Source organism: Vibrio maerlii, assembly GCF_003415655.1.
GTDB classification, from domain to species: Bacteria; Pseudomonadota; Gammaproteobacteria; order Enterobacterales; family Vibrionaceae; genus Vibrio; species Vibrio maerlii.
In genome coordinates this window covers 413,232-429,472 of the sequence record NZ_QRHC01000004.1, presented here as the reverse complement: position 1 = coordinate 429,472, position 16,241 = coordinate 413,232, and the positions used below count along the sequence as shown (strand labels likewise).

The 16,241-nt window shown below is 42.7% G+C and carries 19 protein-coding genes and 1 pseudogene; 14 read left to right on the top strand and 6 right to left on the bottom strand.

Going from position 1 to position 16,241, the window contains the following annotated elements:
• Positions 1–2 precede the first annotated feature (2 nt).
• On the top strand, positions 3–947 hold the full coding sequence (locus DPF91_RS09405) for a TerC/Alx family metal homeostasis membrane protein (protein ID WP_117234150.1): 945 nt from the start codon (positions 3–5) through the stop codon (positions 945–947).
• A gap of 79 nt (positions 948–1,026) precedes the next feature.
• On the opposite strand, the gene DPF91_RS09400 is transcribed toward DPF91_RS09405, so the two are convergent.
• Positions 1,027–1,809, bottom strand: coding sequence for an EAL domain-containing protein (locus DPF91_RS09400; protein WP_117234149.1), 783 nt, complete (start codon positions 1,807–1,809; stop codon positions 1,027–1,029).
• Between the two features lie 234 nt (positions 1,810–2,043).
• The gene (locus DPF91_RS09395; RefSeq protein WP_117234148.1) at positions 2,044–2,679 is read right to left on the bottom strand and encodes a hypothetical protein; all 636 of its coding nucleotides are present in this window, start codon (positions 2,677–2,679) and stop codon (positions 2,044–2,046) included.
• Positions 2,680–2,836: 157 nt separating this feature from the next.
• Between DPF91_RS09395 and DPF91_RS09390 the strand changes: the two genes are divergently transcribed.
• The 8 genes from DPF91_RS09390 to DPF91_RS09355 all read left to right on the top strand — a co-directional run bounded on the left by DPF91_RS09390 (position 2,837) and on the right by DPF91_RS09355 (position 10,569).
• The gene (locus tag DPF91_RS09390; protein WP_117234147.1) at positions 2,837–3,079 is read left to right on the top strand and encodes a DUF2164 domain-containing protein; all 243 of its coding nucleotides are present in this window, start codon (positions 2,837–2,839) and stop codon (positions 3,077–3,079) included.
• A gap of 139 nt (positions 3,080–3,218) precedes the next feature.
• A complete protein-coding gene (locus DPF91_RS09385; protein WP_117234146.1) occupies positions 3,219–3,758 on the top strand; it encodes a cytochrome b in 540 nt (179 codons plus the stop codon).
• On the top strand, positions 3,755–4,324 hold the full coding sequence (locus DPF91_RS09380; RefSeq protein ID WP_117234145.1) for a YceI family protein: 570 nt from the start codon (positions 3,755–3,757) through the stop codon (positions 4,322–4,324). The genes DPF91_RS09385 and DPF91_RS09380 overlap by 4 nt, the downstream gene beginning before the upstream one ends.
• Before the next feature lie 372 nt (positions 4,325–4,696).
• Positions 4,697–7,255: a nitrite reductase large subunit NirB gene (gene nirB, locus DPF91_RS09375; RefSeq protein ID WP_117234144.1), complete on the top strand. Its 2,559-nt coding sequence runs from the start codon at positions 4,697–4,699 to the stop codon at positions 7,253–7,255.
• 14 nt (positions 7,256–7,269) lie between these two features.
• Positions 7,270–7,593: a nitrite reductase small subunit NirD gene (nirD, locus tag DPF91_RS09370; RefSeq protein ID WP_117234143.1), complete on the top strand. Its 324-nt coding sequence runs from the start codon at positions 7,270–7,272 to the stop codon at positions 7,591–7,593.
• 330 nt (positions 7,594–7,923) lie between these two features.
• Positions 7,924–8,775 (top strand): formate/nitrite transporter family protein, encoded by an 852-nt coding sequence (locus DPF91_RS09365; protein ID WP_117234142.1) that lies wholly within the window; start codon positions 7,924–7,926, stop codon positions 8,773–8,775.
• 352 nt (positions 8,776–9,127) lie between these two features.
• Positions 9,128–9,883, top strand: a complete 756-nt coding sequence (cobA, locus tag DPF91_RS09360; RefSeq protein WP_117234141.1) for a uroporphyrinogen-III C-methyltransferase — start codon at positions 9,128–9,130, stop codon at positions 9,881–9,883.
• Positions 9,884–10,089: 206 nt separating this feature from the next.
• Positions 10,090–10,569, top strand: coding sequence for a LabA-like NYN domain-containing protein (locus DPF91_RS09355; protein ID WP_117234140.1), 480 nt, complete (start codon positions 10,090–10,092; stop codon positions 10,567–10,569).
• On the opposite strand, the gene DPF91_RS09350 is transcribed toward DPF91_RS09355, so the two are convergent.
• The gene (locus DPF91_RS09350; protein ID WP_117234139.1) at positions 10,555–10,752 is read right to left on the bottom strand and encodes a DUF2986 domain-containing protein; all 198 of its coding nucleotides are present in this window, start codon (positions 10,750–10,752) and stop codon (positions 10,555–10,557) included. The two genes, DPF91_RS09355 and DPF91_RS09350, sit on opposite strands and share 15 nt — an antisense overlap.
• A 174-nt stretch (positions 10,753–10,926) precedes the next feature.
• On the opposite strand from DPF91_RS09350, the gene DPF91_RS09345 reads away from it, so the two are divergent.
• The gene (locus tag DPF91_RS09345; RefSeq protein WP_117234138.1) at positions 10,927–11,325 is read left to right on the top strand and encodes a nitrous oxide-stimulated promoter family protein; all 399 of its coding nucleotides are present in this window, start codon (positions 10,927–10,929) and stop codon (positions 11,323–11,325) included.
• Between the two features lie 154 nt (positions 11,326–11,479).
• On the opposite strand, the pseudogene DPF91_RS09340 reads toward DPF91_RS09345, so the two are convergent.
• A pseudogene (locus DPF91_RS09340) lies at positions 11,480–12,862 on the bottom strand (MATE family efflux transporter); the annotation flags it as partial.
• Between the two features lie 53 nt (positions 12,863–12,915).
• On the opposite strand from DPF91_RS09340, the gene DPF91_RS09335 reads away from it, so the two are divergent.
• Positions 12,916–13,812, top strand: a complete 897-nt coding sequence (locus tag DPF91_RS09335) for a helix-turn-helix transcriptional regulator (RefSeq protein ID WP_117234136.1) — start codon at positions 12,916–12,918, stop codon at positions 13,810–13,812.
• A gap of 116 nt (positions 13,813–13,928) precedes the next feature.
• Here the strand turns inward: DPF91_RS09335 and DPF91_RS09330 are convergent, their stop codons facing one another.
• Both DPF91_RS09330 and DPF91_RS09325 read right to left on the bottom strand, forming a co-directional pair.
• Positions 13,929–14,171 (bottom strand): YgjV family protein, encoded by a 243-nt coding sequence (locus DPF91_RS09330; RefSeq protein ID WP_117234135.1) that lies wholly within the window; start codon positions 14,169–14,171, stop codon positions 13,929–13,931.
• A gap of 235 nt (positions 14,172–14,406) precedes the next feature.
• Positions 14,407–14,721: a DUF496 family protein gene (locus DPF91_RS09325; protein WP_117234134.1), complete on the bottom strand. Its 315-nt coding sequence runs from the start codon at positions 14,719–14,721 to the stop codon at positions 14,407–14,409.
• Between the two features lie 189 nt (positions 14,722–14,910).
• On the opposite strand from DPF91_RS09325, the gene DPF91_RS09320 reads away from it, so the two are divergent.
• Genes DPF91_RS09320 through DPF91_RS09310 form a run of 3 tightly spaced genes read left to right on the top strand, consistent with a single transcriptional unit; the run spans position 14,911 to position 16,174 of the window.
• Positions 14,911–15,111, top strand: coding sequence for a hypothetical protein (locus DPF91_RS09320; RefSeq protein ID WP_117234133.1), 201 nt, complete (start codon positions 14,911–14,913; stop codon positions 15,109–15,111).
• A 54-nt stretch (positions 15,112–15,165) separates the two neighbouring features.
• A complete protein-coding gene (locus tag DPF91_RS09315) occupies positions 15,166–15,825 on the top strand; it encodes a YceH family protein (RefSeq protein ID WP_117234132.1) in 660 nt (219 codons plus the stop codon).
• A gap of 49 nt (positions 15,826–15,874) precedes the next feature.
• Positions 15,875–16,174, top strand: coding sequence for a GIY-YIG nuclease family protein (locus DPF91_RS09310; protein ID WP_117234131.1), 300 nt, complete (start codon positions 15,875–15,877; stop codon positions 16,172–16,174).
• Positions 16,175–16,241: the final 67 nt, after the last annotated feature.

Here is a 16,241-nt window from a genome sequence, read left to right as displayed (position 1 = left end):
ATATGACTTCAACGATTTACCTTGGCTTCGCAGTGATGACACTGGCGCTAGTTGCTCTTGATATTTGGCAAACCCGTGGTGGGGCTGTCAGCATTAAGAAGGCGGCAATCTGGAGCTTGGTGTGGTTCGCTCTTGCATTTGTTTTTGCAGCGGCTATCTATGTTTACTGGGATTTCTATGCGCCATTGAGTGATTATAGCGCTCAAAAAGCGACGGTAGCGTTCGTGACAGGGTACCTACTAGAAAAATCCTTAAGCGTTGATAACTTGTTTGTATTTGCAATCATATTTCATCAATACGCTGTTCCTGAACACTTAAGACCACGTGCTTTGTTATGGGGTGTTATCGGTGCTCTTGTCTTGCGTGCGATTATGATTGCGGTAGGCGCACAATTATTAGAGCAATACCATTGGGTACTATACTTGTTTGCGGCTTTCTTGATTTGGACGGGTATTCAGCTAGCTCGTGACAAAGGTGAAGAAGAGGTCAACCCAGTACCAGAGCGAATTATTCGTCGTTTCTTCTCAGTGAGTGAAGGTTATCAAGGTAATAAGCTATTTACCAAAGAGAACGGAAAGCGCTTGGTAACACCTATGTTCATTGTTATTACCGTTATTGCGTTCATGGACGTGATGTTTGCTTTGGACTCGATTCCAGCAATCTTTGCTGTGACACGTGAACCATTCTTGGTGTTGGCTGCGAACGTATTCGCTCTGTTAGGTCTTCGCTCTCTCTACTTTGTACTACAAGGTATGATGGACAAGTTTGTGTACCTCAAACCTGCATTGTCTATCATCATGGTATTTATCGGTACCAAGATGATATTGGTCGGAACAAGTTGGGAAGTACCAACATGGTTGTCGCTCACTGTGTTACTTGTGGTTATGACGGGCGCAGTATTCGCTTCTATCGTGAAAGGAAAAAATAAGGTACTTGCTCAAGAGTAAGTTGCCTAGAATACTAAAAGGGCGAGATAGTGAAATCACTATCTCGCCCTAATTGTTCTGTATCTTAGCTGGAAGTGCGTTAAAGGGGCTTTGCAATATGGGGGTGAGCTAGGTAGTACCCTTGAAACATATCTATTCCGAGTAAACGCATACGTCTAAATTGATCCGCTGTTTCGATGCCTTCAGCGATGATCTGAGCTCCTACACTTTTCGCTGCTTCTAAACCCGCTTTAAGCTTATCTGACTGACCTTTGCAGTAATCTTCGATGATAGTGCGATCCAGTTTTACAATATCTGGTTTTAGCATTGCGATACGATAATCGTTAGACGCCTTAGTCCCATAGTCATCAATCGCTATAATAAAGCCTTCTTGAGCTAATCTTCCTGTTGTTCGTGACAAGGTAGATTCACAATGCGTATCTTGTTCTAGTACTTCCATTACTATCTGCTCACTCGAAAGGGAAGTGGGTGCAATAACCTTATTACCAATCATCACACTTTCAATCTCGTTCGAAGTCATTGAGTGACTATTGTTCGGAAGAACGTTGAGGAAGAGCTTTAAATGGGCGTATTCAGACTGAGAGAAGTTTCTGATGTGAATATGACGACTTAAACTTTCGGCGTAGGCGAGTTCAATGTCAGTTTTCAGGTGTTGGCTAAAGAATATACTTGGAGGAATGACTTCACCACTGTCAGTCGAAATTCTGAGAAGAGCTTCTGCACCAATAGGGTCAAGATTCTTATTAAATATTGGTTGGAATACGCTTGAAAGAAGATAGCCTTCAAATTCAGCAATATAGAGACCTTCTGCGTCTTGAGACACATTTCCAGCTATATCGTAATTTAAGCGTGCTGTTGTCATAAAAGCTCGATTACTCACAGAGCCACGCACAATATTCGTGCAGCATGGTCTGACCTCTAAAGTATAATTGCCATAATTTTGTCATAATCAAGAGATTTGTCAATTATTTGACTGACAAAAGTATTAGGCAAACATAATGAATTAGTAAATATTAGAAGAGGATTCCATTAATCACATCATTTAAAGGGTTATTAGTTTTTATTTGTATAAAAAATAGCCACAAAGTGGTAAGTGTTATTGCCACTGGACAACTGCGTAAAGTTGCAAATATTTTCTTACCATCTGTTGATCTTTTAATCGCTTTAAAGGATGGCCAAATTTTAGAAAACAGGGCGAAAGATTAAAGCGCTTATCTAACTCCTGTGATAGTAATGAGCCGCTTTGATAAAGCGTTATACCTTGTTCTGCATATTCATCTACAGCATCAGGCAGTTCGCCCATCCACCAATGTAGTATTTCTCTGCTTTGTTTGCTTCGACTTAACCAATGATCGCTAATGACTAGTAATAGGTCGTTGGGTTGGATGGCGTAGCAGTATTCTGATTGCCATTCATGGATGTCGTTGAGTAGGTTTTCGCGGCAGTGTTTACCTGCACTCACCATATGTTGAGTCACTAACCATACAGTTCCATGCTCCGTACTGATTCTGAATCGATGTGGTTGATCTTTATCATTACAGCTTTCTAGCGTCGCAAAATGGTGAGGTTGTGAGAAGCTATCAAGTGTACGGCACAGTCTTCGAGCAAACGCTTGGCCTAGATGTTGTTCAGTCATTCCACGGTTGTGGACTGCGGGGTAGTTTCTTTCAAAAAGATTTAAACAATCCTTTTGAAACTCTTGGATGCTTTGCACAACTAAATCGAGTAACAATTAAACGTCCTTATATATGCCTTTGGCTTACATTAGCTAATCCAATACCGTATGCAATAATAATGGCAGCATCCCGAGCAAGGAAGATCATTCGCTTATTAATTATCTGAGCTCGGTAACAATATTTAACAATAGATTCAAAAAAGGAGAGAAAGAGATGGATAAAATCGAGATCAGTCGTCAGGAAAAAACTGAACTGGCTCAAAAGCTTCAGCAATATTGCGAAGACGAACTCGATATAGACGTTGGTCAATTTGATGCCGAGTTTATCGTTGATCATCTAGCCCAATCATTGGGTAAAGTGATATACAACCAAGCTCTGGAAGATGTGCAAAAAGTGATTGATAAAAAGTTTATGGATATCAATGACGAGATTTATCAACTCGAAAAGTTCGACTAAAACAAATGCGATGTCTTCTCATTCAAATATTTTGAATAAGTCGAACAAGTCTATACTCTGTTCGCCTTCTACAACATAGTGAATACTTTAACCATCAACGGTTGAAGCGCACTTTCAATCTCACTTAATGGAAATAGATATGCAAAGGGATACAAGAAACTATCACCCAGTCTCACGACTCGTTCACTGGATTTCTGCTTTTACTATTATCGGTATGTTTGCTGTGGGTTGGTGGATGGTAGACCTCTCATACTATAGTGAGTGGTATCGCACGGCCCCGCATTGGCATAAATCTGTCGGTATCTTGCTCGCCTTGCTTACTCTGTTTCGTGTGATTTGGAAGAAAGTGAAAGGCTCACCAGAAATAGAGGGTAAACCTCTTGAGGTTAAAGCGGCTAAGGCAGCACATCACATGATGTATCTACTGCTCGCGGTGGTTTTTGTTTCAGGTTACCTGATCTCAACTGCTGATGGCCGAGGTATTGAAGTATTTACTTGGTTTACTGTACCAGGGCTAGGGGAGTTGTTCGCAAACCAACCTGATCTTGCTGGTACGGTTCACTATTACGCAGCACTTGTACTGATTGTTTTAGCTGGGGTACATGCGTTGGCTGCACTAAAACATCACTTTATCGATAAAGATGACACATTACGTAAAATGTTAGGAGTTTCAAAATGAAGAAGACTTTAATTGCTACCGGACTAGCGGCGCTAATGGCTCTACCAACTGCTGTAAATGCAGCAGACTATGTAATCGACACCAATGGCGCGCACGCATCGGTTAACTTTAAAGTGAGCCATCTTGGCTACAGTTTTATCAAAGGTCGCTTCAACGATTTCAGTGGTAACTTCTCTTACGACAGTAATGACGTTGCGGCATCTACGGTTAACGTAACAGTGAATACTCGTAGTCTAGATTCAAACCATGCAGAGCGTGATAAGCATATTCGCAGCGATGACTTTATTAATGCATCGAAGTTTACATCTGCAACGTTCACGAGTACGGGTGTACAGGATAAAGGTGATGGCACGTTAGATATCATGGGTGACTTAACACTTCACGGTGTAACAAAGCCAATTACTATTGCAGCTGAATTTGTTGGTGAAGGGCAGGACCCATGGGGTGGTTACCGTGTTGGTTTTGTTGGTAACACTCGCCTAGAACTTAAAGATTTCAATATTCCTGTAATGGGGACGTCAAGCTACGTAGACATGGAGCTACATGTAGAAGGTATTCGTCAGTAATTTACCCTCATTCTTAATGTAATCTGCTTGATTCGAAGCCCTTATGATACTTGTATCGTAAGGGCTTTTGTATATCTCGACTTCTCAGTTGAAGATGCTCAACTATTCCAGAAAAAAAGAGAAAACAATTTATTCTGACAGATTAAGACAGATTATGAACAGCGTTAGCTGAAACGTACTCTCTTCACGTAAGAACGCGGCACATTCGCTACAACATCAAAGTATTTATTTCATACCCCTAAATAAATAGAGGATTTACGCCATCTAACCCTAAAGGGTAGTTTTTTACCGAAATTGATTTATATCATGTATTAATAATGTGTCACAAATCACAATGCGCGAAGATTAAAAGATAACCCTTAGGAAGTATCTATGAGCAAGTTGAAACTGGTAGTAATCGGTAACGGCATGGTTGGCCATCGCTACATCGAAGACCTAGTTGAAAAGACTGATGCATCTCAATACGAGATCACAGTTTTCTGTGAAGAACCACGTGTTGCTTACGACCGTGTTCACCTATCTTCTTACTTTTCTCACCACACAGCAGACGAGCTGTCTCTTGTAAAAGAAGGCTTTTACGAGAAGCACGGCATCAACATGCTAATCGGCGAACGTGCTATCAACGTTAACCGTGAAAAGAACACTGTTTACTCAAGCTCTGGTCGTGAAATCCAATACGACAAGCTGATCATGGCAACAGGTTCATTCCCATTCGTACCACCAATCAAGGGTCGTGAAAGCAAAGACTGTTTTGTTTACCGTACTATTGAAGATCTAAAAGCGATCGAAGCGTGTGCGAAGAAGAGCAAAGTGGGTGTGGTAATTGGTGGTGGTCTTCTAGGCCTTGAAGCTGCTGGTGCACTTAAAGCTCTAGGTATGGAAACTCACGTGGTTGAGTTTGCTCCTAAACTAATGGCAGAACAGCTAGACCAAGCTGGTGGTAACCAACTTCGTCAAAAAATTGAAAGCATGGGCGTTCGTGTTCACACAAGTAAGAACACGCTTGAAATCGCTCCTGAAGGTAAAGACGCACGTAACGTTATGCGCTTTGCTGACGGTACAGAGCTAGAGACTGACTTCATCGTCTTCTCAGCGGGTATCCGTCCTCAAGATAAACTGGCTCGCGAAATGAAGCTAGACATCGCACCGCGCGGTGGTATTGCAATCAACAACTTCTGTCAGACTTCTGATGAGAACATCTACGCAATCGGTGAGTGTGCGTCTTGGAATGAAACATTCTTCGGTCTAGTGGCTCCTGGCTATAAGATGGCGACTGTTGCTGTTGACCACGTTGTAGGTAACGACAGCCAATTTGAAGGCGCTGACATGTCTGCGAAGCTTAAGCTTCTTGGCGTGAAGGTAGGCTCTATTGGTGACGCTAACGGTCGTACTCCTGGCTGTAAGAGCTACGTATACCAAAACGAAGAGCAAGAAGTTTACAAACGTCTAATCGTTTCTGAAGACAACAAGAAACTTCTTGGTGCAGTAATGGTTGGTGATACGTCTGACTACGGCGATCTTCTACAGCTTATGCTGAATGAAATCGACCTACCAGAGCACCCAGATGCGCTAATCCTACCTGCACACGCAGGCGCAGAGAAGCCAACTCTAGGCGCAGACGCACTACCAGAATCAGCAGTTATCTGTTCTTGTTTTGACGTAACAAAAGGCAAGATCGCAGAAGCAGTTGCTGAAGGTCACCACACTATCGGTGATATCAAAGCGGTAACTGGTGCAGGTACTGGTTGTGGTGGTTGTATCCCTCTAGTGACTTCTGTTCTAAACGCTGAGCTTGAAAAAGCGGGTGTTGAAGTGAAGAACGACGTATGTGAGCACTTTGCATACTCTCGTCAAGAGCTATTCCACCTAGTACGCATCGGTGAAATCAAGTCGTTTGAAGAGCTACTTGAGAAGCACGGTACGGGTTACGGTTGTGAAGTATGTAAGCCTCTAGCAGGTTCTATCCTTGCTTCAAACTGGGGTGACCACATCCTTAAGCCGTCTCTAGTTAAACTGCACGATACCAACGACAACTTCCTAGGTAACATGCAGAAAGACGGTACTTACTCTGTAATCCCTCGTATGGCGGGTGGTGAAGTGACTCCTCAAGCTCTATCTGTTCTTGCAGACGTAGCGGCAGAGTACAACCTTTACACCAAGATCACTGGTGCACAGCGTATCGGTCTATTCGGTGCTCAAAAAGATGACCTTCCAGCAATCTGGAAGAAGCTAATCACAGCGGGCTACGAAACAGGCCAAGCTTACGGTAAGTCTCTACGTATGGTTAAGACTTGTGTAGGTTCAACTTGGTGTCGTTACGGCGTTCAAGACTCTGTAGGTCTTGGTGTAATGCTTGAGAACCGTTACAAAGGTATCCGTGCTCCTCATAAGATGAAGTTCGGCGTATCTGGCTGTACTCGTGAGTGTGCGGAAGCACAAGGTAAAGACCTTGGTATCATCGCAACTGACGCAGGTTGGAACATGTATGTAGCGGGTAACGGCGGTATGACTCCACGTCACGCAACGCTACTTGCAGGTGACCTAGATACTGAAACGCTAATCAAGTACATCGACCGTTACATGATGTTCTACGTACGTACGGCTGCGCCACTACAACGTACTTCTGTATGGTTCGAGAACCTAGAAGGCGGCATCGACTACCTACGTGAAGTAGTTATCGAAGACAAGCTTGGTATCAATGACCAACTTGAAGCTGATGTAGCGAAGCTAATCGAAGAGTTTAGCTGTGAGTGGACTGACACGATCAACGACGAATCACAACTTAAGCGTTTCTCACACTTCGTTAACTCTGACGAGCGTGATGACAACGTAATGTTCGTTACTGATGGTCGTGAGCAACACCGTCCAGCGACATTTACTGAAAAACACCCAGAAGCGAAGGGCGACATCCTTCACGTAGCAGCAGAGTAATCGGGAGCGACATCATGGCATTTACAAAAGTTTGTAAAATCGAAGACATCATCCCAGGTACTGGTGTTGTTGCACTACTAAACGGTGAGCAAGTAGCTATCTTCCGCCCACGTGCAACTGAAGAAGTGTTCGCTATCAACAACATGGACCCATTCTTCCAAGCAAACGTACTTTCTCGCGGCCTTATCTGTGAGCACAAAGACGAGCTATGGGTAGCAAGTCCACTTAAGAAGCAACGCTTCAACCTAGCAACAGGCGTGTGTATGGAAGATGAGCAGTTTAATGTGAAATCTTATAAAGCTCGCGTTGTTAAAGGTGCGGTAGAAATCGCAGCGTAAGGCGTTACGTACATACTCAAAATAATTGGAGTTGCAGCTAGGCAACAAGTAAGTTCAGCCCTATGAGCATAGATGCTCTATGTGATTAGGGTGAAATTACGTAGTTAACGACGCTGCGGCTTCAAGTATGAAGAGTATAAAGTTTTTCTGCTGTGCGTAGGGAGCAACTTCCTAAGGGTTAATCCCGACGCATAGCAGAGATTTAATAGCCTAAAGGCTTCTCTTTTTTTGCCTGAATTTTATTAATGACGAATTTGTTAATGAGTTCAGTGAGAGCCTTTCACTATTCAATCTCAACTTTTAACTTTAACTTTTTAATAAGGGCAATTTATGTCTACTGATTTTAAACCAGCTGAATTCGTTCAAACGATGATCAACGTCGGTGAAGCGAAAACAAAAACAAGCGCTCGTGATCTACTTCTGCGTGGCACAATGGCGGGTATTATCCTGTCGCTAGCGGTTGTTGTTGCTATTACAACTATCGTTCAAACAGGTGTTGGTGTTGTTGGCGCACTCGTGTTCCCAGTAGGTTTCGTTATTCTTTCTGTAATGGGTTATGACCTAGTAACAGGTGTATTTGGTCTAGCACCATTGGCTAAATTTGAAGGTCGTCCAGGTATCACTTGGAACCGCGTATTCCGTTGCTGGGGCCTTGTTGGTCTTGGTAACCTAATTGGTTCTCTAATCGTTGCTTACCTAGTCGCTGTTTCTCTAACAGGTAACTTCTCTCTGGAACTAAATGCTGTTGCTAAGAAGTTCATCGCAGTTTCTACAGCACGTAGCGCAGGCTTCGAAGCGATGGGTGTGGACGGATGGATCACGTGTTTTGTTCGCGGTATCTTCTGTAACCTAATGGTGTGCCTAGGTGTAATCGGTAACATGACTGCACGTACTGTTGCTGGCCGTGTTGCAATGATGTGGTTCCCAATCTTCATCTTCTTCGCACTAGTATTCGAGCACACAGTTGTAAACATGTTCCTATTCCCACTAGGCATGATTCTTGGTGCTGATTTCGGTATCGCGACTTGGTTGAACTTCAACCTAATTCCTACAATCCTAGGTAACATCGTGGGTGGTCTACTAATGACTTGTATCCCTCTATACCTAACTCACGCTAAAACTGCACCAGCACTAGATTCAGAAGAATCAGTGAAAGCAGAAGCGGCATTCAACGCTAAGTAATCTTAAGATTACTGAAAAGATTCAAAAGCCCTAACTTCGGTTGGGGCTTTTTGGTATTTGAGAATCAGTTGGAAAAGGGTATTCAATCCGGAGGGGAACTTTTAACTTTAACTCTTGAATAAGGACAATTACGCCATATTCACTTTAACTTTTGCCACATTAATGTCTTGGCTAGACAATCTTCAACTTTGTCCGAATATTATATGTCGTTGGTTGGATAACGTAATAATTCATAAGGGTTATTTGATTAATTTCAATGGATAAAAAGTTATTATTTATATAAAACTGTGATCGACGTTTAATTTCAACCTTGATACAGTGAACCTAATTAGTTTTGAGTACAGGCACAAAAATGACTGATAAGCAGATGACACAATCAGGTTTTGTTTCATTAGTAGGCGCAGGTCCAGGAGACCCTGAACTACTTACTATGAAGGCTTATAAAGCGATTCAAAAGGCAGAGGTGTTGGTCTACGATCGACTCGTTTCTAAAGATATTCTTGCCCTTGCGAGTGAGGATGCAGAACGCTTGTATGTTGGTAAGAAGCTGGACCACCATTGCGTTCCTCAAGATCAAATTAATGATCTTCTTGTCGATAAAGCACGAGAGGGTAAGTTCGTTGTTCGCTTAAAAGGCGGTGACTCGTTCATCTTTGGTCGTGGTGGTGAAGAGTGTGAAACTCTGGCTGAGAATGATATCGCGTTTGAAGTCGTTCCGGGTATTACTGCAGCAGCAGGTGCAACGGCTTATGCTGGCATCCCGCTTACACATCGTGACCATGCGCAAAGCGTTCAATTTATCACTGGCCACCTGAAGAAGGACGGTGAAGATATTGATTGGCAATCTCTCGCTCAGCACAATCACACGCTTGTATTCTATATGGGTTTGAAAGAGAGCCCTAATATTCAAAAAAATCTTCAAGATAATGGTATGAGTGACGAAATGCCGGTAGCTATTATCGAAAATGGCACACGCAAAGAGCAGAAAGTATTTCGTGGCGGCTTAAAAGACCTAGCTAATTTAGCCAGTCAAGCTCAAAGCCCGGCATTAATTGTTGTAGGTAGCGTTGCTCAACTGCATGAGAAATTAGATTGGTTTAACAAATAAAGCTGTAGCCAATCAATATGTTTGTTTAACGGGCACCTTATCTTTTTAAGGTGCCCGTTTTAATTTCTACGTAAAAACTGTAAATAGCCACCATCTGAGAATACGAGATTCACAACCACCATTTTCAACTTTAATCCTTAATAGTGATGTGCTGATCAGTATGATTTGTTAGAGTGGTCGACTTTAATCCCCGTCCAGAGAGCAGTATGGAAAAGGTCGCCATCTTCGCAGATATCCAAAATATCTACTACACAACTAAAGATAAGTATCGAGCCAACTTCGATTACAACCATTTCTGGTATATCGCGACGGAAGGAAGAGACGTGGTTTGTGCAAATGCCTATGCGATTGCCTCAACAGACCCTAAACAGCGTCAGTTCCATCATATACTGCGTGGTATTGGTTTTAGTGTTCAATTAAAGCCGTTCATTCAACGACGTGACGGTAGTGCGAAAGGGGATTGGGATGTTGGTATTGCTCTAGATGCTATTGAGGCTGCAGAGAGCGTAGATACGATTATCTTGTTATCTGGTGATGGAGATTTTGGTGTGTTAGTCGAGCGTATACAACAACGTTTTGGCAAACGAGTAGAAGTCTATGGCGTGCCAGGGTTGACTGCACAAAACCTCATTGAGGTTTGTGATAGCTACACGCCAATCTCAGATGATTTATTACTCGGCCGCTGATTCTTTCTCTGTCGAGTCTGCAGTTTCGGCAACCACAGGTCCTTGGTTTGCTTGCTCTTCCGCCTCTAGCTTCGCTCGTTCTGCTTTTGAGATGTAGCGAGGCTTGTTACTCTTATGAAGCTTAGCGTTTTTCTTCTTAAGCTTCTTTTTTAGTGTTTCATTGATCTTCTTCTTACGATTCATCTTCTTTACTCGCTATCATGCTTAATCTACAAAAATAATAGTAGCCGGCGAGAATAAAGGGTTTTTCCTTTTGTTACAACTGACTTAGTTTCTATTAAGGTTCGGCTTTGATAAACATAGCTTCTAACAAGCAGAGTTATAGCAGTTCTATGAATGACATCGGTAAGGTATAGCATGTCTAAAGTATTCAGTGACATTTTAACCGGAGAGCTGTTGACCGAATTTAAAACGGTTCACCACATGACCGTTCTATATTGTAAGAAGCATCACCCTCAGGCTGAAAAAGAAGAGGGGCTGTGCACTACATGTAGAACGTTACTGGATTACGCAGAAATGCGGCTAGATCGCTGTCCATATGGGCAAGGCAAGCCAACTTGCAATAAATGTCCGATACATTGCTACAAGCCAGAAGAAAAAGAGCAGATGCGTCAAGTGATGCGCTTTGGTGGCCCTAGGATGCTGATTCATCATCCTCTACTGGCTATTCGTCACTTGCGTCATGAGAAGCGTCCAGTTCCAGATAAACCGGCACTAAATGCTTCTAATCGAGCAATGAGAAAGAAGCGACGCTAGATTTCATAATTAAAAATGCCGAATGAATTTGGTGAATCATGCGGCATTTTAGTTATTTTATGAATAGCAACACTGGTTAAGCGTTCACTCTTCTTTTTAATCTTGAAATGATGCGAAATTTTGAGCGTTTCTTCGCTGTGTTTTTAACATCATTTTCATTGGTGATGATGGTTAGATTGTTCATCCATTCACCTTGTAGGTAACGGCGGAAACAGAGAGTGAGCTTCACTACTTCTTCAACCAACATCATTGCGTACACGTACTTGAATTCAAGACCGATGACGAAAGCGGCTAGGGTACAAACTGGGATACCAATGACCCACATCGCAATAAAGTCCATTCTTAAGCAGAAATGGTTATCACCACCCGCACGAAGAATACCGTTAATGACAATCATGTTGGTCATACGAATAACGATCGCACTACATAGGATGATAATCGCTGGCTGTGCCAATGGGTACAACTCAGGCTGAGTTAGGTTTAACCACTCTAGGATAGGTTCACGGATCAACAGCATTCCACCACCAACAGTCACGCCAAACAGCAGCACCATACGGATGAAGAATTTCGCCATCTCTTTCGCTTGGCCAAACTCATCGCGCCCTAATGATTGTCCCATCAGTACAGAGCAGGCCACTGACAGACCAAAGAAGACCGAATAACACAGTGATTCAAATGGACCAAGCATGCTAAATACTGCGAGCTCAGTTGTGCCCATATGACCAAAAATCATTTGGTATGCCATGGTGCCCATTGCCCAAAGCACGGCGTTAACTGTTAATGGGAAAGCGAGGCGCTTGTATGCCAGCCAAAGTGATGGGCGCTCCATTGATGCTTGAGTTGAAAGCAGCCAGTGGTTTCTTAGCTTCATCACACCAAGGATCATCAAGACTTGGAGCAGGCGCGAAATTGTTGTGGCCAAAGCTGCACCAGCAACCCCCATTGCTGGAACACCGAATCCCCCTTTGATTAACCAGAAGTTCAATGCAATATTGATGAAGATTGTAATGGCACCAATTAATAGTGGAGTGACAGCGTCACCTGAAGAGCGCATGCTCGATTCAATTGCGATAACTACATGAGTCAACATCAATACAGGGAAGCCATACCAAAGGTAAGTCGCTCCCAAGTGGATGACTTGTTCATCGCTGGTTTGTAACATCATGATGAACTGAGAACCCAACGTAATAATCAGTGTGACAGGGATCAGTACTTTCAAGCCAAATTGAATGGCTAGTGAGGTGACAGTTTTTGCGCTTGCTCGGTCACCTTTGCCCCAATACTGTGCGACAAGGGTACCATTAGCAGATGAAAGACCAGCCATGATCATGATAGCAACGAAATGCCATTTTGATGCAATTCCCACAGCCGCAGTCGCTTCCTTACCAAAGTCACTCACCATTAAGACGTCAGCAAGCGCCAAAATTGCCACGAGTGCACTTTGGATTGCTACCGGAAACGCGAGTTTAACCACACGGCTAAGCATATGGTCTGGAAGTGTATTGTCTGTTGTTTTAGGCTGTGTTTTTGTTGTCATTAATTTCCCCTCTCAATTTAGCGCAACTATAGTGAAGAGCGGTTTATAAATACATGTTTGAAAAACGAGAAAACCTGTGCAAATCCGTCATTGATGATTTTTCACCCAAGCTTGAGTGGAAAGATGAAGTGCATCTATCTGATTTATGTAAAGAGCGCTTCTTGAGCCACAGCCAAATTCCTGAGTTTGATGAGCAAGATATCTTTATGGCGGGCTTAGCACAGTTGGAAGAGAGTTATTACGTTGAGCGCCAATCGGTTGATGTCCATACCATCTTATTCACAGTAGAAGGTGGAGGTGTGTTGGTCACCAAAGACTGGGTTAAGTTGATTGAACCAAATACGATGGTGGTTCTTCCTGCACATACGCCGTTTCGATTCGAAATCAACCCTCAAATCAAAAAGTGGAAAATGGTCTGGTTCCTTCCTCGGCCTACAGGGAAATGGGAGCACTTGATCAACCTCAATAAAAAGGTCATCCCATTTCATGAGTGCGAACAGATTTGGTCGTTAACCAATCTTATTCATTGTGAGATACACGGACGTGCGGCATTCAGACGTTTGCTGTTGAGTGAATTGGTTCGATATTTAAATGCGATTGAGGAAAAGGCCACGACATCTTCTGTGCGAGTTCAAGCACTATTTAACGAGGTCGAAAGTCAGCTTCACTTGCCGTGGAAGGTATCAGAGATGGCACAAAGTTGCTTTATTAGTGAGGAGCAATTAAGTCGAATCAGCAAGGCTTTGTACGGTCAGTCGCCTCGAAGTCGGCTGATAACTTTACGTATGGAGAAAGCGTGTGAGCTTCTAAACCACAAGGATTGGTCGATAGCGATGATTGCGAATCGCTTGGGTTATCGAGACCCATATAATTTCACGCATCGTTTTAGGCGCTATCATGGTGTGTCACCCAGTGCGTATCGCAAGGCGATTCAGCTTATGGACAATTAAGGTAAATAACCTTGGTTAGAGATCGTTTAAGAGATTAAACGCAGGTTAGTTTACATAGAAAAAAAATGGCGAGGTCCCAGTGAAAAGGGTCCTCGCCATTTTTTATGATTCTTTATCTATGCGTTTTGCAATTGCTTTTTTTCTTGCTGCATCTTCAGTAGGAAGTAGACGTTCACACAAGCAATAAACGTGTTTGTTACCACAACAGGCCATGAATCGATCATCAAACCGTAAGCACTGAACAGGCCACAGCCAATGAAGTTCAGAATACGTAATTTAACGATGTCTTTCATAGTAAGTGAGATAGCAACCATGATTGATGCAGCGTAGCCTAAGATTTCTACAAAGTTAAATTCCATCGTTTTTGCCTCAATTTTCTTCGATGAGCGTTTTGATGGGCAGACTATAGCAGCGAGAAAATGTGACGACTACCCCAAAATATGGGTTCAGAGAAGGTTAGCGATTACGCAAACGTTTTTATGAAAAATAAACGATTTCAGAAACCAAATTTGTTGAAGCCGTTTGTCGTAACAGTACTGAAACAATAAAAAACCCGCCGAAGCGGGTTTTGAAAATTCTAAGCAAGCTTAAGGATTACTTACCTTGTTGCTGTTGCTTGTCTTCTTCCGTTAGTTCACGGATACGACGGCTGATGTCACGACGAGCTTTAGAGATCTCTGCGCTCTTGATGATGTGATCATCTACGCGGTCTTCGTAGTCAGCTTTCATGTTTTTGATGATTGCCACGATTTCGTCGTGAGACATGTCAGCTTTAATGTAGTCTAGTAGGTTCTCAAGAAGATCAACACGTTTACGGTTGTCACGAACTTTCTTCTCGTTGTCTAGAAGTTCACGCTTTAGTTTGTTTTTACGACGCGCTTGGTTAACGATTTCAAATACGCTGCTCATGGCTAGTTTTCCTAACTTAATTGATTTACCTGCGTTTGATTAAACCACATAGAAACTGCTCAGAACAGTCTTAAGATCAATACCTACAGGCTGATGGGTAAAAAACATGCGATCTCGTTGCAATCAATTGTCTACAGCCGTGAGAAAAGGCTATGATGCGACTATACCGAGATATTATGCACTGACAACATGACAGACAAAAGTCACCACGCCTCAGAACCTCAAGAGGCCGAGTTAAATAAAGGAAAACACTCAGGTCGTCTCGCTGAAGCCTATAAACAAGAAAAGCGACAACTAGAGATAGTTGAAATTGAGATGAATCGAGCAAAGATCGTGATAGTAGATCAGGAAGGCAAACCTGTTCAGCTACCTTTAATAAAAGAACATTAGATCAACAAAACTGAGTTGACTCAATAATAGAACTAGAACAACAAGGAATCGCAAATGAACATTGAACTTTCACCAGTTGAAGCACGCGTGATTGGCTGCCTTATAGAAAAAGAAGTGACGACTCCAGATCACTACCCATTAACGCTGAATAGCTTAACGAGTGCTTGTAATCAGAAAAGCAATCGCGAACCTGTGATGGATCTGACTGAATCAGATGTACTTGATGCTGTTGAAGCGCTGATTTCTCGTCGTTTAGTGAGTGATGAGAGTAGTTTTAATAGCCGCGTATCAAAGTATCAACACCGTTTCTGCAATACAGAATTTGGTGATCTTCAACTGAATGAAAAAGAGCGCGGTATTGTTTGTTCAATGCTAGTACGCGGCGCACAAACGCCTGGTGAGTTAAGAACGCGCACTAATCGCCTATGTCAGTTCACCGATGTGAAAGAAGTTGAGGCAACACTAGAGGCGATGGCAAATCGTGAAGCTGGTGCTTTGGTCGTGAAGTTACCTCGTGAACCAGGTAAGCGCGAGTCCCGTTATCAGCACCTATTTAGCGGTGAAGTGGATTTAGCCGCTTTAGAAGCTGCAGCTCCTGTTTCTCAATCATCTGTAGCAGGTAATGCTCGTATCGATGAGCTCGAGCAACAAGTTCAAGAGCTAAAAGCAGAACTAGCTGAGCTAAAAGAAACGGTTAATCAGTTGATTTCTTAATTCCCCTTTTTCTTGATCAACCTTTTCGGCAATGAGCCTGATAAAGACAATGACTTCAGAAAAGATCCAACAAACCAGCGAAAGCTGGTTTGTTTATTTGGTTCGCACTAAATCTAACTCCCTTTACTGTGGAATCACAAATGATCTAGAGCGTCGTTTTAAGCAACACTGTGAAGGTAAAGGGGCGAAAGCCTTGCGAGGCAAAGGTCCTCTAAAACTGGTGTGGAATCAGAGTGCCGAATCAAAAAGCGAAGCACTTAAAATCGAACACGCAATCAAAAAGTTATCAAAGAAGACGAAAGAAAACCTAGTAGCGGAGCAGAGTAGTTACATATTAAGCTCCGAATAGAACCCTTATGATTTTTATGGTTTGTTATTTTGTAAAATATGCCTTTCAATGATTATCTTCTTCACGA